Source organism: Micromonospora aridisoli (assembly GCF_056150025.1).
This window is the reverse complement of the sequence record NZ_JAXCFK010000001.1, coordinates 582,252-597,607: the sequence shown is the minus strand read 5'-3', so window position 1 is coordinate 597,607 and position 15,356 is coordinate 582,252. Positions and strand designations below refer to the sequence as shown.

Sequence of the window (15,356 nt, the reverse complement as noted above, 5' to 3'; positions counted from 1 at the left end):
CATGCCGTCGTCGCCGGCGGCCCCGGTCTAGTCCTTGCCGGCCTTCGCCGCCGCCTTCATCTGCTGTTTGTACTCCCGGACCAGGCGCAGCGACTCGGCATCGGTGACATCGGCGACGGATCGGTGCGCGTCCGGGTCGCCGTAGTCGCCGGCCGCCTCCTGCCATCCCGGCGGTCGTACGCCGAACCGCTTGCCGAGCAGCGCGAGGAAGATCTGTGCCTTCTGCCGACCGAACCCGGGCAGAGCGGTGATCCGTCCGAGCAGTTCACGGCCGTCGGCCGGGTCGGCCCAGAGCCGGGCGGCGTCGCCGTCGCAGCGCTCGACCAGCACCCGGCACACCTCTTGCACGCGGGCCGCCATCGCCTTCGGAAACCGGTGCAGCGCCGGCGGCTCGGCGAAGATCGCCACCAGTGCGTCCGGGTCGAACTCGGCCAGCTCCCGGGCGTCCAGGTCGTGTCCGAGCCGCTGAACCAGGACGTACGGCGAGGAGAACGCCTTCTCCATCGAGACCTGCTGGTCCAGGACCATGCCGACCAGCAGGGCGAGCGGGCTGCGGGCCAGCAGCCGGTTCGCCTCCGGGTCGATGGGCAGCGCGAGCGTCATGCCCCCATCCTGCCCTTTCGCGGCCCGGTCGACGTGATCCGCCCCCTACCGCGATGGCGGGTGAGGTTAGCCTGTGCTAACTTCCGGTCGGTCGTTCCGACCTGGGGAAGGGTCTCACCGTGTCAGTCACCCGCCGCGCCACCGCGCTGCTCGCCGCCGGCCTGCTCACCGTGGGCCTGGCCGCCTGTGGATCCGACGGGGACGGTGACACCGATCCCGGCAAGCCGGACGACAAGCAGATCACCGTCTACAGCGGGCGCAACGAGCAGCTGGTCAAGCCGCTGTTGGAGAAGTTCACCGCGCAGACCGGCATCACGGTACGGCCGCGCTACGCCAGCACCGCGCAGCTCGCCGCCCAGCTGGTCGAGGAGGGCGACAAGTCACCGGCGGACGTGTTCTTCGCCCAGGACGCCGGTGCGCTGGGCACCGTCGCCAAGCGCGGGATGTTCAGCACGCTGCCCGAGGCCACCACGTCGAAGGTGCCGCAGACCTACCGGGCCAGCACCGGCCAGTGGGTCGGCGTGAGCGCCCGGGCGCGGGTACTGGCCTACAACCCCGACCTGGTCCCGGCCGACCAGTTGCCGAAGTCCGTCTTCGACCTGACCGACCCGGCCTGGAAGGGCAAGGTCGCCCTCGCCCCGACCAACGCCTCGTTCCAGGCGTTCGTCACCGCGATGCGGGTGCAGCACGGTGACGCCAGGGCCGAGGAGTTCCTGGCCGGGATCAAGGCCAACGACCCGCAGATCCGCGACGGCAACATCAAGATCATCGAGGACGTTAACAACGGCAGCGTCCCGGTCGGCCTCGCCAACCACTACTACCTGGGCGAGATCGCCAAGGAGCAGGGCACCACCCCGGAGAACCTCAAGGCCAAGCTGCACTTCTTCTCCGGCGGAGACACCGGCGCCCTGGTCAACGTGGCCGGCGTGGGGGTGCTCAACCGCTCCGCCAGCGACCCTGATGTGCAGCAGTTCCTGGACTTCCTGCTCGGCGAGGAGGCCCAGACGTACTTCGCCGAGCAGACCTTCGAGTACCCGGTGGTCGCCGGCGTGCCGGGTCCGGCGTACGTGCCGCCGCTGGCCGACCTGGCGGTGCCCGAGGTGGACCTGAACGACCTGGACACGCTGGAGGCCACCGTGACCATGATCAAGAATTCGGGGCTGGTCCCCTGACCGCTCCGCCAACCGTCGCAGGGCCGCCCCGCACCGCGGTGGCCCTGTCGGGCATCTCCGTCCTGCGACGGCTGGCCCCCCGGCCGGCGCTGCTCGCGGCCTCCACCGGCGCGGTGGCCGTCGCCCTGATCCCGCTGGTCTACCTCGCGGTACGCACCGCCGAGGCGGGGTGGGACCGGATCGTCGCGGAGCTGTGGACCGAGCGGGTCGGCCTGCTCGCCCTGCGCAGCCTCGGGCTGGCCACGGTGGTGACGGCGGCCTGCGTGCTGCTCGGGGTCGGCACCGCCTTCCTGGTCACCCGCACCGACCTGCCCGGACGTCGACTGTTCGCGATGCTGGCGGCGCTGCCCCTGGCGGTGCCCACCTACATCGCGGCGTTCGCCTGGGTCTCGACCGCGCCGCGGCTGGAGGGCTTCTGGCCGGCTGCGCTGGTGCTCACGCTCTGCTCCTACCCGTACGTGCTGCTGCCGGTGGCAGCCGCGCTGCGCGGCGCGGACCCCGCCCAGGAGGAGGTCTCCCGGTCGCTGGGGCGCAGCGGCTGGCGCACCTTCACCGCGGTGACGTTGCGGCAGATCCGACCCGCCACCGGCGCCGGGGCGCTGCTGGTCGCCCTCTACGTGCTCTCCGACTTCGGCGCGGTCTCCATCCTGCGCGCCGACACCTTCACCCGAGCCATCTTCGTCGCCTTCGACCTCGGCTTCGACCGCACCGGAGCGCTGGTGCTCTCCGGTGTGCTGGTCGCACTGACGGTGCTGCTGCTGGCCGGCGAGACCGCCACCCGCCGACGCGGTGCCCGGTACGCCCGACTCGGCGGCGCGCGCCGTCCGGCACCACGGGTGGCACTGGGGCCGGCACGCTGGCCCGCGGTGGCGGCCCTGGTCGGTGTCGCCGGGTTGGCCCTCGGCGTTCCGGCGGTCAGCCTGGGACGGCGGCTCGCCGCCGGGGTGTCCCGTCCGGGTGCGCTGGCCGAGGTGCTCACCGCGGCCGGGAACTCGCTGACCGTCTCGCTGGCCGGCGCCGCGTTGACCATGGCGCTGGCGCTGCCCCTCGGCCTGCTCGCGGCCCGCGCGCCGGGGCCGTTGACGACCACCCTCGACCGGCTGGCGTACCTCGGTCACGCACTGCCCGGTGTGGTGGTCGGACTCTCCCTCATCTTCTTCGGCATCAACGTGGCGTACCCGCTCTACCAGACCCGCTGGCTGCTGGCCCTGGCGTACGCGACGCTGTTCCTGCCGCTCGCGGTCGGTGCGGTGGCCGGCGCCGCCGCCCAGTCCCCCACCGGGCTGGAGGAGGTGGCCCGCTCCCTCGGTCGCGGACCGTGGACGGTCCTGCGGACGGTGACCCTGCCGCTGGTCCTGCCGGGCATCGGCGCGGGGGCCGCGCTGGTCTTCCTCACCGGGATGAAGGAGCTCCCCGCCACCCTGCTGCTACGCCCCACCGGAACGGACACCCTGGCCACCGAGCTGTGGACCAGTACGGCCGTCGGTGCGTACGCCGCCGCCGCGCCCTATGCCGCGCTGCTGGTGGCGATCTCGGCACTGCCCACCTGGCTGCTGGTCGCCCGCAGCGGGTTACTCGACAAGGAGAAGCAGCCATGAGCGGAAGGCCGTCATGAGCGAGGTCGTGGTCAGTGGCGTCATCAAGCGGTACGGACGGGTCACCGCCCTGGCCGGGGTGGACCTCGACGTGCCGTCGGGTCGGCTGACCGCCGTACTGGGCCCGTCCGGCTGCGGCAAGACCACCCTGCTGCGCTGCCTCGCCGGTTTCGAGCGGCTGGACGCCGGCGAGATCCGCATCGACGGCAAGCTGGTGGCCGGCGGGGGCCGGCATCTCCCGGCCCACCGCCGCCACATCGCGGTGGTGCCCCAGGAGGGCGCCCTCTTCCCCCATCTCAGCGTGGCAGACAACGTCGGCTACGGTCTCGACCGATCCGCCCGTCGGGTCGACCGGGTCGAGGAGGTGCTGGCCCTGGTCGGGCTAGCCGGATTCGGCGGCCGGATGCCGCACCAGCTCTCCGGCGGGCAGCAGCAGCGGGTGGCGGTGGCCCGTGCCCTGGCCCCCCGCCCGTCGGTGGTGCTGCTGGACGAGCCGTTCAGCGCCCTCGACGCGGGCCTGCGGGCCGCGCTGCGCCACGACGTACGTGAGGCGCTGCGCGCCGACGGCGCCACCGGTGTGCTGGTCACCCATGACCAGGGTGAGGCGCTGTCGGTGGCCGACCAGGTGGTGGTGCTGCGCGACGGGCGGGTGGTGCAGGCCGCCACACCGACCACCATCTACCGCGAGCCGGCCGACCCCTGGGTGGCGGACTTCGTCGGTGACGCGGTGCTGCTACCGGCCGTCGTCGAGGGGGGCGCCGCGCGGACCGCGCTGGGCGTCGTACCGGTCGCCGGTGCCGTGGCGGACGGTCCGGTCACCGTGCTGGTCCGCCCCGAACAGGTTCGCTTCACGGCCGGTCCGGGCGCGGTCCCCGCGACCGTCCTGCGACACGACTTCCACGGCCACGACGCGCTGGTCGGGCTCCGGCTGACCGACGGCACCCGGGTCACCGCCAGGATCCTCGACGGCGACGCCGCCGTGGCCCCTGGCGGTGAGGTGACGGTGCGCGTGGACGGTACGGCTCGGGCGTTCCCGGCGGACGCCGCTCCCGGCCGTCCGGCCGCACTGCCGGTGGACCTCGCCGGGTGAGACGGGCACCAACGTGAGGCGGCCCGGCGGATCGGGTCGAGCCGTCCGCCGGGCCGGTGCTCACGTCGAGGTCAGTTGACCACGAAGAGCAGGCGGTTCGGCGAGCCCGAGCCGGGGCTGGTCACCACGCCGGTGGTGGCGTTGTTGATCAGGTAGCTCTTGACCTGGGCCGGCGAGTAGGACGGGTTGGCACCGAGCACGAGGGCGGCGGCGCCGGCCACGTGCGGCGAGGCCATCGAGGTGCCGCTGATGGTGTTGGTCGCGGTGTTGCTGGTGTGCCAGGCCGACGAGATGCTCGAACCCGGGGCGAAGATGTGCACGCACGAGCCGTAGTTGGAGAACGAGGAGCGGGCGTCGGTGCTGGTGGTCGAACCGACGGTGATCGCGGTCGAGGTCCGGGCCGGTGAGTAGTTGCAGGCGTTGGCGTTGGAGTTGCCCGCCGCCACCGCGTAGCTGACGCCGGAGGCGATCGAGTTGGCCACCGCGTTGTCGATGGAGCTGCTGGCGCCGCCGCCGAGGCTCATGTTCGCCACGGCCGGCTTCACCGCGTTGGCGGTCACCCAGTTCACGCCGTTGACGACGCTGGTGGTGGTGCCGCCGCCGGAGCAGTTGAGCACCTTCACCGCGACCAGGCGGACACCCTTGGCCACACCGTAGGTCGAACCACCGACGGTGCCGGCGACGTGGGTGCCGTGGCCGTTGCAGTCGGTGTTGTTGCTGTCCACCGTGTTGGTGCCCCAGGTGGCCCGGCCGCCGAAGTCGTTGTGGCTGGTGCGGATGCCGGTGTCGATGATGTACGCCCGCACGTTCGAGGCGGTGTTCGGGTAGGTGTAGGTGGTGCTCAGCGGGCGGTTCCGCTGGTCGATGCGGTCCAGGCCCCAGGTCGCGTTGGTCTGGGTCGCCTGGAGGGTGATCACCTGGTCCTGCTCCACGTAGGCCACCGCCGGGTTGGCCGCGAGCCGGGCCGCCTGGGTCGCGTTCATCTTGGCCGCGAAACCGGTCAGCGCGGCGCTGTAGGTGCCGGAGACACTGCCCCCGTACCGCTTGACCAGGGCGCTGGCCCGGTCCGGCACGGCGGAGCGAGCGGTCGACGAACCGGCGGCACCGACGACGTCGGTGCGCAGCACGACCAGGTAGCTTCCGCTGACCGCGTTCGACACGCCGGCGCCACGGATCTCGCCGGTGGGTGCGGCTACCGCCGCGGTGGTGCCGGCCGCCGAGACGGCCGCCGCGGTGGCGACGACGGCGAGCGCCCGGATGAGCTGCCGTCGCGCGGTGGACCCTGAGGACATGGTGCCTCCCTTACCTGGGCGGCCGACCGGGCTTCTGGCCGGGCGGTCCGCACCCTGGACTGAGTTGGAGGAGATGCTAGCCTCAGATCGACGAATATGACAGAGATGCTCGTCGATAGATTTCAAATGTCACGGGCGGTGCTCTCCGGAGCCGACGCCACCAGGCAGGATGACGGTGTGGACGGACACGACATGCTGCTCTCCCCCGCCGGCGTCGAGGCGCTGCGGACCGCGCTGACCCGGGCCGGCTTCACCGCCAACGGCATCGCCGGGCGACTCGGCCCACAGGCGACCGGCGGAGTCGCTCGCAACGACTTCCGGGCCGCGCTGCGCGCCACCACCGACGGGGATCCGCTCGCCACCCTGATCCGGGTCTTCATCTGCGAGCAGACCGAGCCGGAGGCCGCCGTCGCCGCCGCGCTCGCGCCGTTGTCGCTCGCCGAGGCGCTCGACGCGGGGCTGGTCGAACGGCACGACGACGGCCTGCGGATGGGCCTGGACCTGGAGCCGTACGGCGATGAGTGGTGGGTGCTGGCGGACGTGCCGGCCAGCGCCCGCCCCGGCCGCCCGCTGCACGCCGAGCACGTCCTCGGCATCGGCGGGGCGACTCAGACGATGATCGGGGCCGCCGTGCGGCGGCCGGTGGACACCGCGCTCGACCTCGGCACCGGCTCGGGGGTACAGGCGCTGCACCTGGGCACCCACGCCCGGCGGGTCACCGCCACCGACGTGTCGCGGCGCGCGCTGCGCTTCGCCGCCACCACCGCCGCCCTCAACGGCCAGGACTGGGAACTGTTGCGGGGCGATCTGGTGGCCCCGGTCGCCGGCCGTCGTTTCGACCTGGTGGTGAGCAATCCGCCGTTCGTGGTCGGACCGGGCGTCACCACGCATGTCTACCGCGACTCCGGTCGGGTCGGCGACGCGATCGGCGCCGAACTGGCCGCCGCCGCACCCGGGCTGCTGACCGAGGGCGGCACCATGCAGTACCTCGCCAACTGGGTGCACGTGGCCGGCGAGGACTGGGGCGAACGGGTGGCTGGCTGGTTCGCCGGCACCGGCCTGGACGCCTGGGTGATCCAGCGCGAGGTCGCCGACCCGATGGCGTACGTCAACCTGTGGCTGACCGATGTCGGGGAGGCCGCCGACCCGCAGCGGATGGCCGACTGGCTCGACTGGTTCGACGCGCACAAGGTCGAGGCGATCGGTTTCGGCATCGTCTCGCTGCGTCGGGGTGGCCACGACGACCCGGTGCTGCGGGTGGAGGACCTGCGACAGCGGGTCCAGCCGCCGATGGGCGACCGGATCGCCACCTGGTTCGACCGGCAGGACTGGCTGCGCGGGCGCGACACCGACGGGCTGCTGGCGGCGCGCTACCGCGCCACCGACGGGCTCCAACTGCGGCAGGAGGCCACGATGGGCCCGGACGGCTGGGCGGTGGACCGGCAGGTCCTCACCATGCCCGAGGGACTGCGCTGGACCGAGGAGATCGACCCACTGGTGCTCGCCCTGGTGGGCGGGGCCGACGGACGGCTGCCGCTACGGGACCAGCTGGCACTGCTCGCCGTCGCCCACGACGTGGTCGCCGGGGAGCTGGCCGAGGCCGCCGGGCCGATCGTGGCGCATCTGGTCGAGCGGGGCTTCATCGAGCCGGTCGTCGCCTGATGCGGGCGGTGGTGCAGACCGTCGGTCGGGCCAGCGTGACCGTCGAGGGCGAGGTGATCGGCGCGATCTCCGACGGGCTGCTGGTGCTGCTCGGGGTGACCCACACCGACACCCCGGAGACCGCCCGGACGATGGCCCGCAAGGTGCACGAGCTACGCATCCTGGACGACGAGCGGTCGGCGACGGACGTCGCCGCGCCCATCCTCGTGGTCAGCCAGTTCACCCTCTACGGCGACGCCCGCAAGGGCCGCCGGCCGAGCTGGACCGCGGCGGCCCCGGCCGAGGTGGCCGAACCGCTGGTCGAGGAGGTGGTCCGAGCGCTGCGCCAGCGCGGCGCCACGGTCGAGACCGGCCGGTTCCGGGCCCACATGCTGGTGGAGAGCGTGAACGTCGGCCCGCGCACCATCCTCCTCGACCTATAGCGCAACCTATGGTTGCGCATACCGACCTGACCACCTAGAGTCATACGCAACCATTGGTTGCCAGTCTGGAGGGGTGCGATGGAGTACGGGAGCATCGAACGGGAGATCCACGTCGACGCCACGCCGGAGGTGGTCTACGAGGTCGTCACGGCGCCGGAACATCTGCGGCAGTGGTGGCCGGACGACGCGGATCTCGACCCGGTCCCCGGTGCCATTGGCTTCGTCTCCTTCGGCGACAGCTCGACGCCGAACGTGCACATCGAGCCGCTCACGGTGGTCGAGGCCGATCCGCCCCGCCGCTTCTCCTTCCGGTGGGTGTACGACGCCTCCGCCGTCGCGACGCCCACCAACTCGCTCCTGGTGACCTTCGAACTGGTTCCGTCGGGTGCGGGGACGCTGCTGCGGCTCACCGAGACGGGGTTCCGGGAGAAGGGCTGGGAGGCGGCCGTGCTCGAAGAGCACTACCGCGACCATGTCACCGGCTGGGACCACTTCCTGCCCCGTCTCGTCACGTACGTCGCCCGGCTGGTGTCGACCCGATGAGCGTCACCGTCGACGACGATCTCTGGTCGGCGGTCGGGGACCCGACCCGGCGACGGATGCTCGACCTGCTGCTGAGTGACGGCGGCGGCACGGCGACCACGCTGAGCGAGCAGTTGCCGGTCACCCGGCAGGCGGTCGCCAAGCATCTCGGCGTGCTCGATCGGGTCGGACTGGTCCACGGCACGCCGTCCGGACGCGAGCGCCGCTACGAGGTGGACGAGGCACAACTCGCTCGCGCGGTCGCCCAACTGTCGTCGGTCGGCGCCACCTGGGACGCCCGGCTCCGCCGGATCAAGCGCATCGCCGAGGCGATTCAGCGCAGCCAGCAGGGTTGAACCCACCCGAACGACCGTCGCCACAGCCGCGGTGACGGTGATGCAGCCTGCCCGGAAGCGGGCGATCTATCCGGAGATGAGGTATCGCAATGCTGGACATCCTGCACCGGATCGGCGTCCGGTCAACCCCCGACGACGTCTACGCCGCCCTGACCACGGTCGACGGGCTAGCCAACTGGTGGACGAGAGACACGGACGGCGACGGCGCGGTCGGAGGGGTGCTCCGGTTCCGGTTCGTGCCCGGTGGCTTCGACATGAAGGTCCTGGAGAGCCGGCCCGCCGAGCTGGTGCTCTGGGAGGTGGTCGACGGCCCCGAGGAGTGGATCGGCACCCGGGTCCGCTTCGAGCTGAAGCAGGAGGACGACTTCACGATCGTGCTGTTCCGCCACGAGGGCTGGCGCGAGCCGGTGGAGTTCATGTCCCACTGCAGCACCAAGTGGGCGACCTACCTGATGAGTCTCAAGCGGCTGGTCGAGACGGGTAAGGGTGAGCCCGCGCCGCACGACGTGCAGATCAGCAACTGGCACTGAGGTACGGCGCGGGCCTGCGGAGTTCAGCCGAAGAGGCCGCGGCGTTGCAGCGACTGACGCAGCCAGCCGTCGAGGTGGGCGGCCCAGTCGGTGTTGGCCGCCGAGGCGTGCTCGACGGCGAAGCGACCGAAGACGTCGCGGCCCTCGGTGAACAGCCCGCCCCGCTTGTCCAGTTCGAGCACCACCTGCACCTGTCGAGGGTCGGTGACGAAGGTGACCTCCAACTGCTTCATCGCGCCCGCGTACTGCGGGGCCGGGTAGAACTCGATCTCCTGGTAGAACGGCAGCGTCTGGTGGACGCCATAGATGTGCCCGCGCTCCACGTCGGCGCGCGCGAACCGGAAACCGAGCCGCAGCAGCGCCTCCAGCAGGCGTTCCTGGGTCGGCAGCGGGTGCACCGCCACCGCGTCCAGGTCACCCTTGTCGACGGCGCGGGCCACCTCCAGTTCGGTACGCAGACCCATGGTCATCCCGTGCAGGTGCTGCCCGTACAGCTCGGTGAGCGGGGTCTCCCACGGCACCTCGAACCGGAACGGGATGTCGTAGCGCTGCCCGGCCTCCAGCCGGAACGGGCCGGTGACCTGCTGCCGCTGGAACTCCTGGTTGGTGGCGTACTCGTTGTCGCCGCTCTCCACCTCCACCCGGGTGAGCAGCCCCAGGGCCACGTAGGACACGTCGACCCCATGGTCACCGCCGGTGACGGCGATGTTGCCCTCCAGCTGACCGCCCGGCCGGCAGTTCGGGTTCGCCAGCACCGTCTCCACCGACGGGCCACCGACTCCCATCGCCTGCATGAGCCGCTTGAAGACCACGATTGCCTCCGTCGTTCATCGCCCGCATCGGGGCGGGGTACGTCGGCCCGACGGCCGACCGCTGGCACGGTAACCGTCGCTGACAAGCCGCGCCGGCCGAACCGCCGGGACGCCGCCGCACCGAGTGCCGACTCAGCCGCTCGGAAGAACAGCTGTCGGTTCCCCGATCGCCTCACTCCCGTTTTACGCCGCGACCGCCAAGCTGTTTGTCACCGGCGCAATTGGCCGACGGACACGGCACGGACGTGGACACGGGGAGAGACAGAGATGGTCCAGCAGATGACGGAGCACAGGACGCACGCCGGCACCGAGGCGGAGCACGGCGTCGACACCCTGACCGACCTGGACGCCACCGACGAACGCGGCGTCTCCACCGACCTGGTCCGGGCGTACCTCAATGGAATCGGTCGGACGAAGCTGCTCACCGCCGTGCAGGAGGTGGACCTGGCGAAGCGGATCGAGGCCGGCCTGTTCGCCGAGGAGAAGCTGAACACCTGCACGCCGGTCTCCGAGGAGCTGCGCGCCGACCTGGAGCTGGTCGCGCGACAGGGCCGGACCGCCAAGAACCACCTGCTGGAGGCGAACCTGCGCCTGGTCGTCAGCATCGCCAAGCGGTACACCGGCCGTGGCATGGCCTTCCTCGACCTCATCCAGGAAGGCAACCTCGGCCTCATCCGCGCCGTCGAGAAGTTCGACTACACCAAGGGCTACAAGTTCTCCACCTACGCCACCTGGTGGATCCGCCAGGCCATCACCCGCGCCATGGCCGACCAGGCCCGCACCATCCGCATCCCCGTCCACATGGTCGAGCAGGTGAACCGGATGGTCCGCGCCCGGCGGGAGCTGGCGGTGTCGCTGGGGCGGGAGCCCTCGGTCGCCGAGGTGGCCCGCGCGCTCGACGTACCGGAGTTCCAGGTGATCGAACTGATCTCGTACGACCGGGAGCCGGTGAGTCTGGACCAGGCTGTCGGCGAGGACGGGGAGAGCGCCCTCGGTGACTTCGTGGCCGCCGTCGACCCCTCCGCCGGGCCGGGTGACGCCGCCACCCAGGGCGAACTGCGTAACGAGGTGAGCATCGTGCTGGCCACCCTCTCCCAGCGGGAGCAGGCGGTCATCCGGCTGCGGTTCGGCCTCGACGACGGTCGGCAGCGCACCCTGGACGAGGTCGGCCGGGAGTTCGGCCTCTCCCGCGAGCGGATCCGGCAGATCGAGAAGGTGACGCTGCTCAAGCTGCGGGCACCGGAGCGGGCGCAGCGACTGGAGGCGTACGCCTGCTGAGTTGAACCTCCACGCGTCGGCCCGGCGGTTCGCCGGGGCCGACGCGTGTCCGCTTGACGGCAGGCGCACCGACCCGGTAGAAACCTCTTGGTTATCAAACCGGAAGGTTATATGCCGTGCCCAGCAACCTGGATGCCACCTTCGCCGCCCTCGCCGATCCGACCCGGCGGGCCATTCTCGCCCGGCTGGCAGCCGGCGAGGCCACCGTCACCGAACTGGCCGCGCCCTTCCCGATGAGCCAGCCGGCGGTCTCCAAACACCTGCGCGTGTTGGAACGCGCCGGTCTGGTCAGCCGGGGCCGGGACGCCCAGCGACGCCCGTGCCGCCTCGAGGCCGCGCCGCTGCGGGAGGCCACCGCCTGGCTCGCCGCGTACCGCGACCACTGGGTCGAGCGCTTCCAGCGTCTGGACGCCCTCCTCGACGAACTGCGCTCGGTCGAGGAAGGTCACGGCACCGACGGCGGTGCGACACCGTGATCGACGACCATCTGGTGGTCGACACGCCAGGCGACCGGGAGATCGTGCTCAGCCGGGTCTTCGACGCCCCGGCGCGCCTCGTGTTCGCCGCCTTCACCCGCCCCGAGTTGCTCGTCCGCTGGTACGGCGCAGGCGGTTGGCAGTTGGTCGGGTGCGAGGTCGACCTGCGGGTGGGCGGGCGATGGCGGTTCGAGTCGCAGGGCCCGGACGGGCAACGGATGGTCCAGCGCGGGGTCTACCGGACGGTCGCCGCGCCACACGAACTCGTCTGCACCGAACGCTTCGACGACCAGTCGTATCCCGGCGAGACCCTGGTCCGCCACCGGTTCACCGAACTCGCCGGGCGGACCACCGTCACCACCACCCTGCGCTACGCCACCCCCGAGGGACGCGACACCGCCCTGCGGTACCCGATGGCCCGTGGGGTCACCGAAAGCTTCACCCGACTCGCCGAACTGCTCACGACGGAAACCGGAGGAAGAAGATGAACTGGACGCTGGAAGTGGTGGTCGTACCGGTCTCCGATGTGGACCGGGCCAAGGCGTTCTACGCCGACCAGCTCGGCTTCGCCGTCGACCACGACACGGTGATCGGCGACGACGTACGCATCGTGCAGCTGACCCCACCCGGTTCGGGCTGCTCGATCGTCATCGGCAAGGGCGCCGTGCCGCAGATGCCGCCGGGATCGCTGAAAGGGCTCCAACTCGTCGTGCCGGACCTCGCCAAGGCCCGCGCCGAGCTGCTCGAACGAGGCGTCGAGGTGAGCGAGATCCAGGTGCTCGGCGAGAATCCGCGACCGGTGCCGGACCCGCTGGACAACGTCGGCTTCGTCTTCTTCGCCGACCCCGACGGCAACGCCTGGGCGGTGCAGCAGATCTCCAGCCGAGCCTGATCGGCCGCCGCAAGGGGTGTTAAGAAGGGGCCCTTCCTATACACGAGGCGTTAAGAAGGGGCCCTTCCTTCACAGCCGGCGGGGGCCCGTGTCGGGGCGGGGCACGGCGGTGGAGCCGACCCGGACGTGCGCGTGCAGCACCGACAGGCCGTCCGGTCGGGCGAGCACGGGATTCAGCGTCAGCGCCCGCACCCGGGGCTGATCGTCGGCGAGTCGGCCGACCCGCAGCAGCAGGTCGGCCAGGGCGGCCCGGTCCACCGGCGCGGCGCCACGGTGACCGCGCAGCAGCGGCGCCGCGCGGGGCGCGTCGACCAGCTCGGCGGCGTCCCGGTCGGTCAACGGGACCGCCCGCCACGCCCGGTCGCCGAGCAGCTCGGTGGCGACCCCGCCGAGCCCGAACCCGACCACCGGCCCGAACGCCGGATCCTCGACCAGTTCCACGACGCAGGCCACGCCGGGCGGCACCATCGGCTGCACCAGGACATCCGCGCCGAAGGCCGACGCCAGCTCGGAACAGGCACGGCGCACGGCGGCGGCGTCGGGCAGGTCGAGGCGGACCGCACCGAGGTCGAGACGATGCCGCAGCCCCGGGGCGGCGGCCTTGAGCGCCACCGGGAAGCCGAGCCGCGCCGCCACCTCGACGGCCTCGTCCACCGAGGAGGCGGGCACCGACTTGACCACGTCGATGCCGTACGCGGCCAGCAACGCCGCCGCGTCCGTGTCGTCCGACCGCAGCGCCGCCTGCGCCGCCACCGGGTCCACGTCGGCCAGCTCGGGCAGCGTGCCGGACGGCCGGCGCAGCCACTGCGCGTACGCGGTGACCCGGCCCAACGCCCGGACCGCCTCCTCCGCGCTCGGGTACGACGGCATCCCGGCCGGCGCCCGGCCGACGAGGAACGTGGCCACCGCCGGTTTGCCGCCCGACAGCGCGGCGGGCACGGCGGCGGTGAAGTCGGCCTCGGTGCCGGTGAACTGGCCGGGCAGCGGCGGGGCGAAGAGCGCCACCAGCGCGTCGACGCCATCGTCGACGGCGGCCGCGGCCAGCGCCTCGGCGAACTCGGCGGCGCTGGCCCTCGGCCCGACGTCACGCGGGTAGCCGTCGGCGACGGTGAGCCCCTGGGCCGCGCAGGCGGTCGCCGCCAACCCGGTCAGCGCCGAGGAGTTGCCGACCACACCGACCCGGTCTCCGGCCGGCAGCGGCTGGTTGGCCAGCAGCACCCCGACGTCGAGCAGCTCGCTGACGGTGTCCACCCGGATCACCCCGGACTGGGCGAACAGGGCGCTGACGGCGGTGGCGTCCGGGCCGGCCGAGTCGCCCACGCCGGGCGGTCGCGCCGGCGAGGCCAGGGCCACCACCGGCTTGTCCCGGCCGATGCGCCGGGCCAGCCGGGCGAACTTGCGCGGGTTGCCGAAGGTCTCCAGATACAACATGATCACGTCGGTGGCCGGGTCGTCCTGCCAGTACTGCAACAGGTCGTTACCGGAGACGTCGGCCCGGTTGCCGGCCGAGACGAAGCTGGACAGGCCCAGTCCCCGCCGGTCCGCCTCGGCCAGCAGGGCCACGCCGAACGCGCCCGACTGACTGAAGATGCCGACCCGGCCGGGCACCGGCAGACGCGGGGCGAGGGTGGCGTTGAGGCGTACCTGCGGGTCGGTGTTGGCCACTCCCAGGCAGTTCGGGCCGATCACCCGCATGCCCGCCGCGTGGGCCGCCCGGACCAGGGCCCGCTGTGCGGCGGCACCCTCGACACCGGCCTCGGCGAAGCCGGCCGAGATGACGACCAGGCCGTGCACGCCGGCGGCCGCGGCGTCGGCGACCACATCCGCGGCGGCCTCCGGCGGCACCGCCACCACCGCCAGATCGACCGGCAGGCCGGCATCGGCGGCCGAGGGGTAGGCCGGCAGACCCGCCACCCGGGCGGCGCTCGGGTGCACCGGCACCACCGACCCGGTGAAGCCGCCGTCGCGCAGGTGGCCGAGGACCGCCGCGCCCACGCCCTGACCGGTGGCGCTGGCACCGTAGACGGCGACGCCACGCGGGGCGAGCAGTCGGGCGATGGACCGCGCCTCGGTGCGGTGCTCCCGCCCGCGCTGCACCTCCAGCGTCGTCTCGGTCGGCGCGATCGGGAAGCTCAGGTGCACCACCCCGTCGGCGAACTGCCGTTGGATCTGGTACCCGAAGTCGGCGAAGACCCGCAGCATCTGACCGTTGGCCGGGAGCACCTCGGCCACGAAGTTGACGATCCCCGCCCGGCGGGCGGCGTCGGCGAGATGCTCCATCAACACCGAACCGATGCCTCGCCCCTGGTAGGCGTCCTCGACCACGAAGGCCACCTCGGCGTCGGGAGACTGCGGACCGAGCCGTTCGTAGCGGCCCACCGCGACGATCCGGTCGCCGGCCAGCACCACGAACGCCTCCCGGTCGCGGTGGTCGACGTTGACGAAGCGGTGCAGGTCCCGCTCCGGGATGCGTGGGTACGGCGAGAAGTAGCGCAGGTAGCGGGTGCGCTCGGAGAACCGCGAGTGCATCGCGACGATCTCCGGCGCGTCCGACGGGTCGATCGGTCGCAACTGGACGGTGCTGCCGTCGCTGAGCAGCACATCCACGGCTTGTTCGGCAGTGGTCACCTCGGACGGCCCTCCCCGGCCGGCTC

Annotated in this window: 16 protein-coding genes; 12 read left to right on the top strand and 4 right to left on the bottom strand. The window is 72.2% G+C overall.

Features of this window, described 5'->3' with window-relative positions:
- Positions 1–27: 27 nt before the first annotated feature.
- Positions 28–603 carry an HhH-GPD-type base excision DNA repair protein gene (locus tag SM447_RS02730; protein WP_474571094.1) on the bottom strand — a complete coding sequence of 192 codons (576 nt, stop codon included), beginning with the start codon at positions 601–603 and terminating at the stop codon, positions 28–30.
- A gap of 119 nt (positions 604–722) precedes the next feature.
- Here SM447_RS02730 and SM447_RS02725 point away from each other — a divergent pair, with 119 nt between their 5' ends.
- The 3 genes from SM447_RS02725 (at position 723) to SM447_RS02715 (ending at position 4,460) form a co-directional block, all read left to right on the top strand.
- Entirely contained in the window at positions 723–1,775 is a 1,053-nt protein-coding gene (locus tag SM447_RS02725) for an iron ABC transporter substrate-binding protein (protein WP_474571093.1), read from the top strand.
- Positions 1,776–1,837: 62 nt separating this feature from the next.
- Entirely contained in the window at positions 1,838–3,373 is a 1,536-nt protein-coding gene (locus SM447_RS02720; RefSeq protein WP_474571250.1) for an ABC transporter permease, read from the top strand.
- Positions 3,374–3,386: 13 nt separating this feature from the next.
- Positions 3,387–4,460, top strand: coding sequence for an ABC transporter ATP-binding protein (locus tag SM447_RS02715; protein ID WP_474571092.1), 1,074 nt, complete (start codon positions 3,387–3,389; stop codon positions 4,458–4,460).
- A gap of 71 nt (positions 4,461–4,531) precedes the next feature.
- On the opposite strand, the gene SM447_RS02710 is transcribed toward SM447_RS02715, so the two are convergent.
- Complete coding sequence (locus SM447_RS02710) at positions 4,532–5,752, bottom strand: S8 family peptidase (protein WP_474571091.1); 1,221 nt, start codon at positions 5,750–5,752, stop codon at positions 4,532–4,534.
- A 177-nt stretch (positions 5,753–5,929) separates the two neighbouring features.
- Between SM447_RS02710 and SM447_RS02705 the strand changes: the two genes are divergently transcribed.
- The 5 genes from SM447_RS02705 (at position 5,930) to SM447_RS02685 (ending at position 9,244) form a co-directional block, all read left to right on the top strand.
- The gene (locus tag SM447_RS02705; protein WP_474571090.1) at positions 5,930–7,414 is read left to right on the top strand and encodes a DUF7782 domain-containing protein; all 1,485 of its coding nucleotides are present in this window, start codon (positions 5,930–5,932) and stop codon (positions 7,412–7,414) included.
- Positions 7,414–7,836 (top strand): D-aminoacyl-tRNA deacylase, encoded by a 423-nt coding sequence (dtd, locus tag SM447_RS02700; RefSeq protein ID WP_474571089.1) that lies wholly within the window; start codon positions 7,414–7,416, stop codon positions 7,834–7,836. The genes SM447_RS02705 and dtd overlap by 1 nt, the downstream gene beginning before the upstream one ends.
- Positions 7,837–7,914: 78 nt before the next feature.
- On the top strand, positions 7,915–8,379 hold the full coding sequence (locus SM447_RS02695) for an SRPBCC family protein (RefSeq protein ID WP_474571088.1): 465 nt from the start codon (positions 7,915–7,917) through the stop codon (positions 8,377–8,379).
- Entirely contained in the window at positions 8,376–8,714 is a 339-nt protein-coding gene (locus SM447_RS02690; RefSeq protein WP_474571087.1) for an ArsR/SmtB family transcription factor, read from the top strand. Before SM447_RS02695 ends, SM447_RS02690 begins: the two co-directional genes overlap by 4 nt.
- An 89-nt stretch (positions 8,715–8,803) precedes the next feature.
- Positions 8,804–9,244 (top strand): SRPBCC family protein, encoded by a 441-nt coding sequence (locus SM447_RS02685; protein ID WP_474571086.1) that lies wholly within the window; start codon positions 8,804–8,806, stop codon positions 9,242–9,244.
- 23 nt (positions 9,245–9,267) lie between these two features.
- On the opposite strand, the gene SM447_RS02680 is transcribed toward SM447_RS02685, so the two are convergent.
- A complete protein-coding gene (locus SM447_RS02680; protein WP_474571085.1) occupies positions 9,268–10,056 on the bottom strand; it encodes a sporulation protein in 789 nt (262 codons plus the stop codon).
- 267 nt (positions 10,057–10,323) lie between these two features.
- On the opposite strand from SM447_RS02680, the gene sigB reads away from it, so the two are divergent.
- The 4 genes from sigB to SM447_RS02660 all read left to right on the top strand — a co-directional run bounded on the left by sigB (position 10,324) and on the right by SM447_RS02660 (position 12,702).
- A complete protein-coding gene (sigB, locus tag SM447_RS02675; RefSeq protein ID WP_474571084.1) occupies positions 10,324–11,334 on the top strand; it encodes an RNA polymerase sigma factor SigB in 1,011 nt (336 codons plus the stop codon).
- A 116-nt stretch (positions 11,335–11,450) separates the two neighbouring features.
- Positions 11,451–11,810, top strand: a complete 360-nt coding sequence (locus SM447_RS02670; protein ID WP_474571083.1) for an ArsR/SmtB family transcription factor — start codon at positions 11,451–11,453, stop codon at positions 11,808–11,810.
- Positions 11,807–12,298 carry an SRPBCC family protein gene (locus SM447_RS02665; protein ID WP_474571082.1) on the top strand — a complete coding sequence of 164 codons (492 nt, stop codon included), beginning with the start codon at positions 11,807–11,809 and terminating at the stop codon, positions 12,296–12,298. Before SM447_RS02670 ends, SM447_RS02665 begins: the two co-directional genes overlap by 4 nt.
- Positions 12,295–12,702, top strand: a complete 408-nt coding sequence (locus SM447_RS02660) for a VOC family protein (protein WP_363917280.1) — start codon at positions 12,295–12,297, stop codon at positions 12,700–12,702. The genes SM447_RS02665 and SM447_RS02660 overlap by 4 nt, the downstream gene beginning before the upstream one ends.
- Before the next feature lie 69 nt (positions 12,703–12,771).
- On the opposite strand, the gene SM447_RS02655 is transcribed toward SM447_RS02660, so the two are convergent.
- Positions 12,772–15,330, bottom strand: coding sequence for a bifunctional acetate--CoA ligase family protein/GNAT family N-acetyltransferase (locus tag SM447_RS02655; RefSeq protein WP_474571081.1), 2,559 nt, complete (start codon positions 15,328–15,330; stop codon positions 12,772–12,774).
- Positions 15,331–15,356 lie beyond the last annotated feature (26 nt).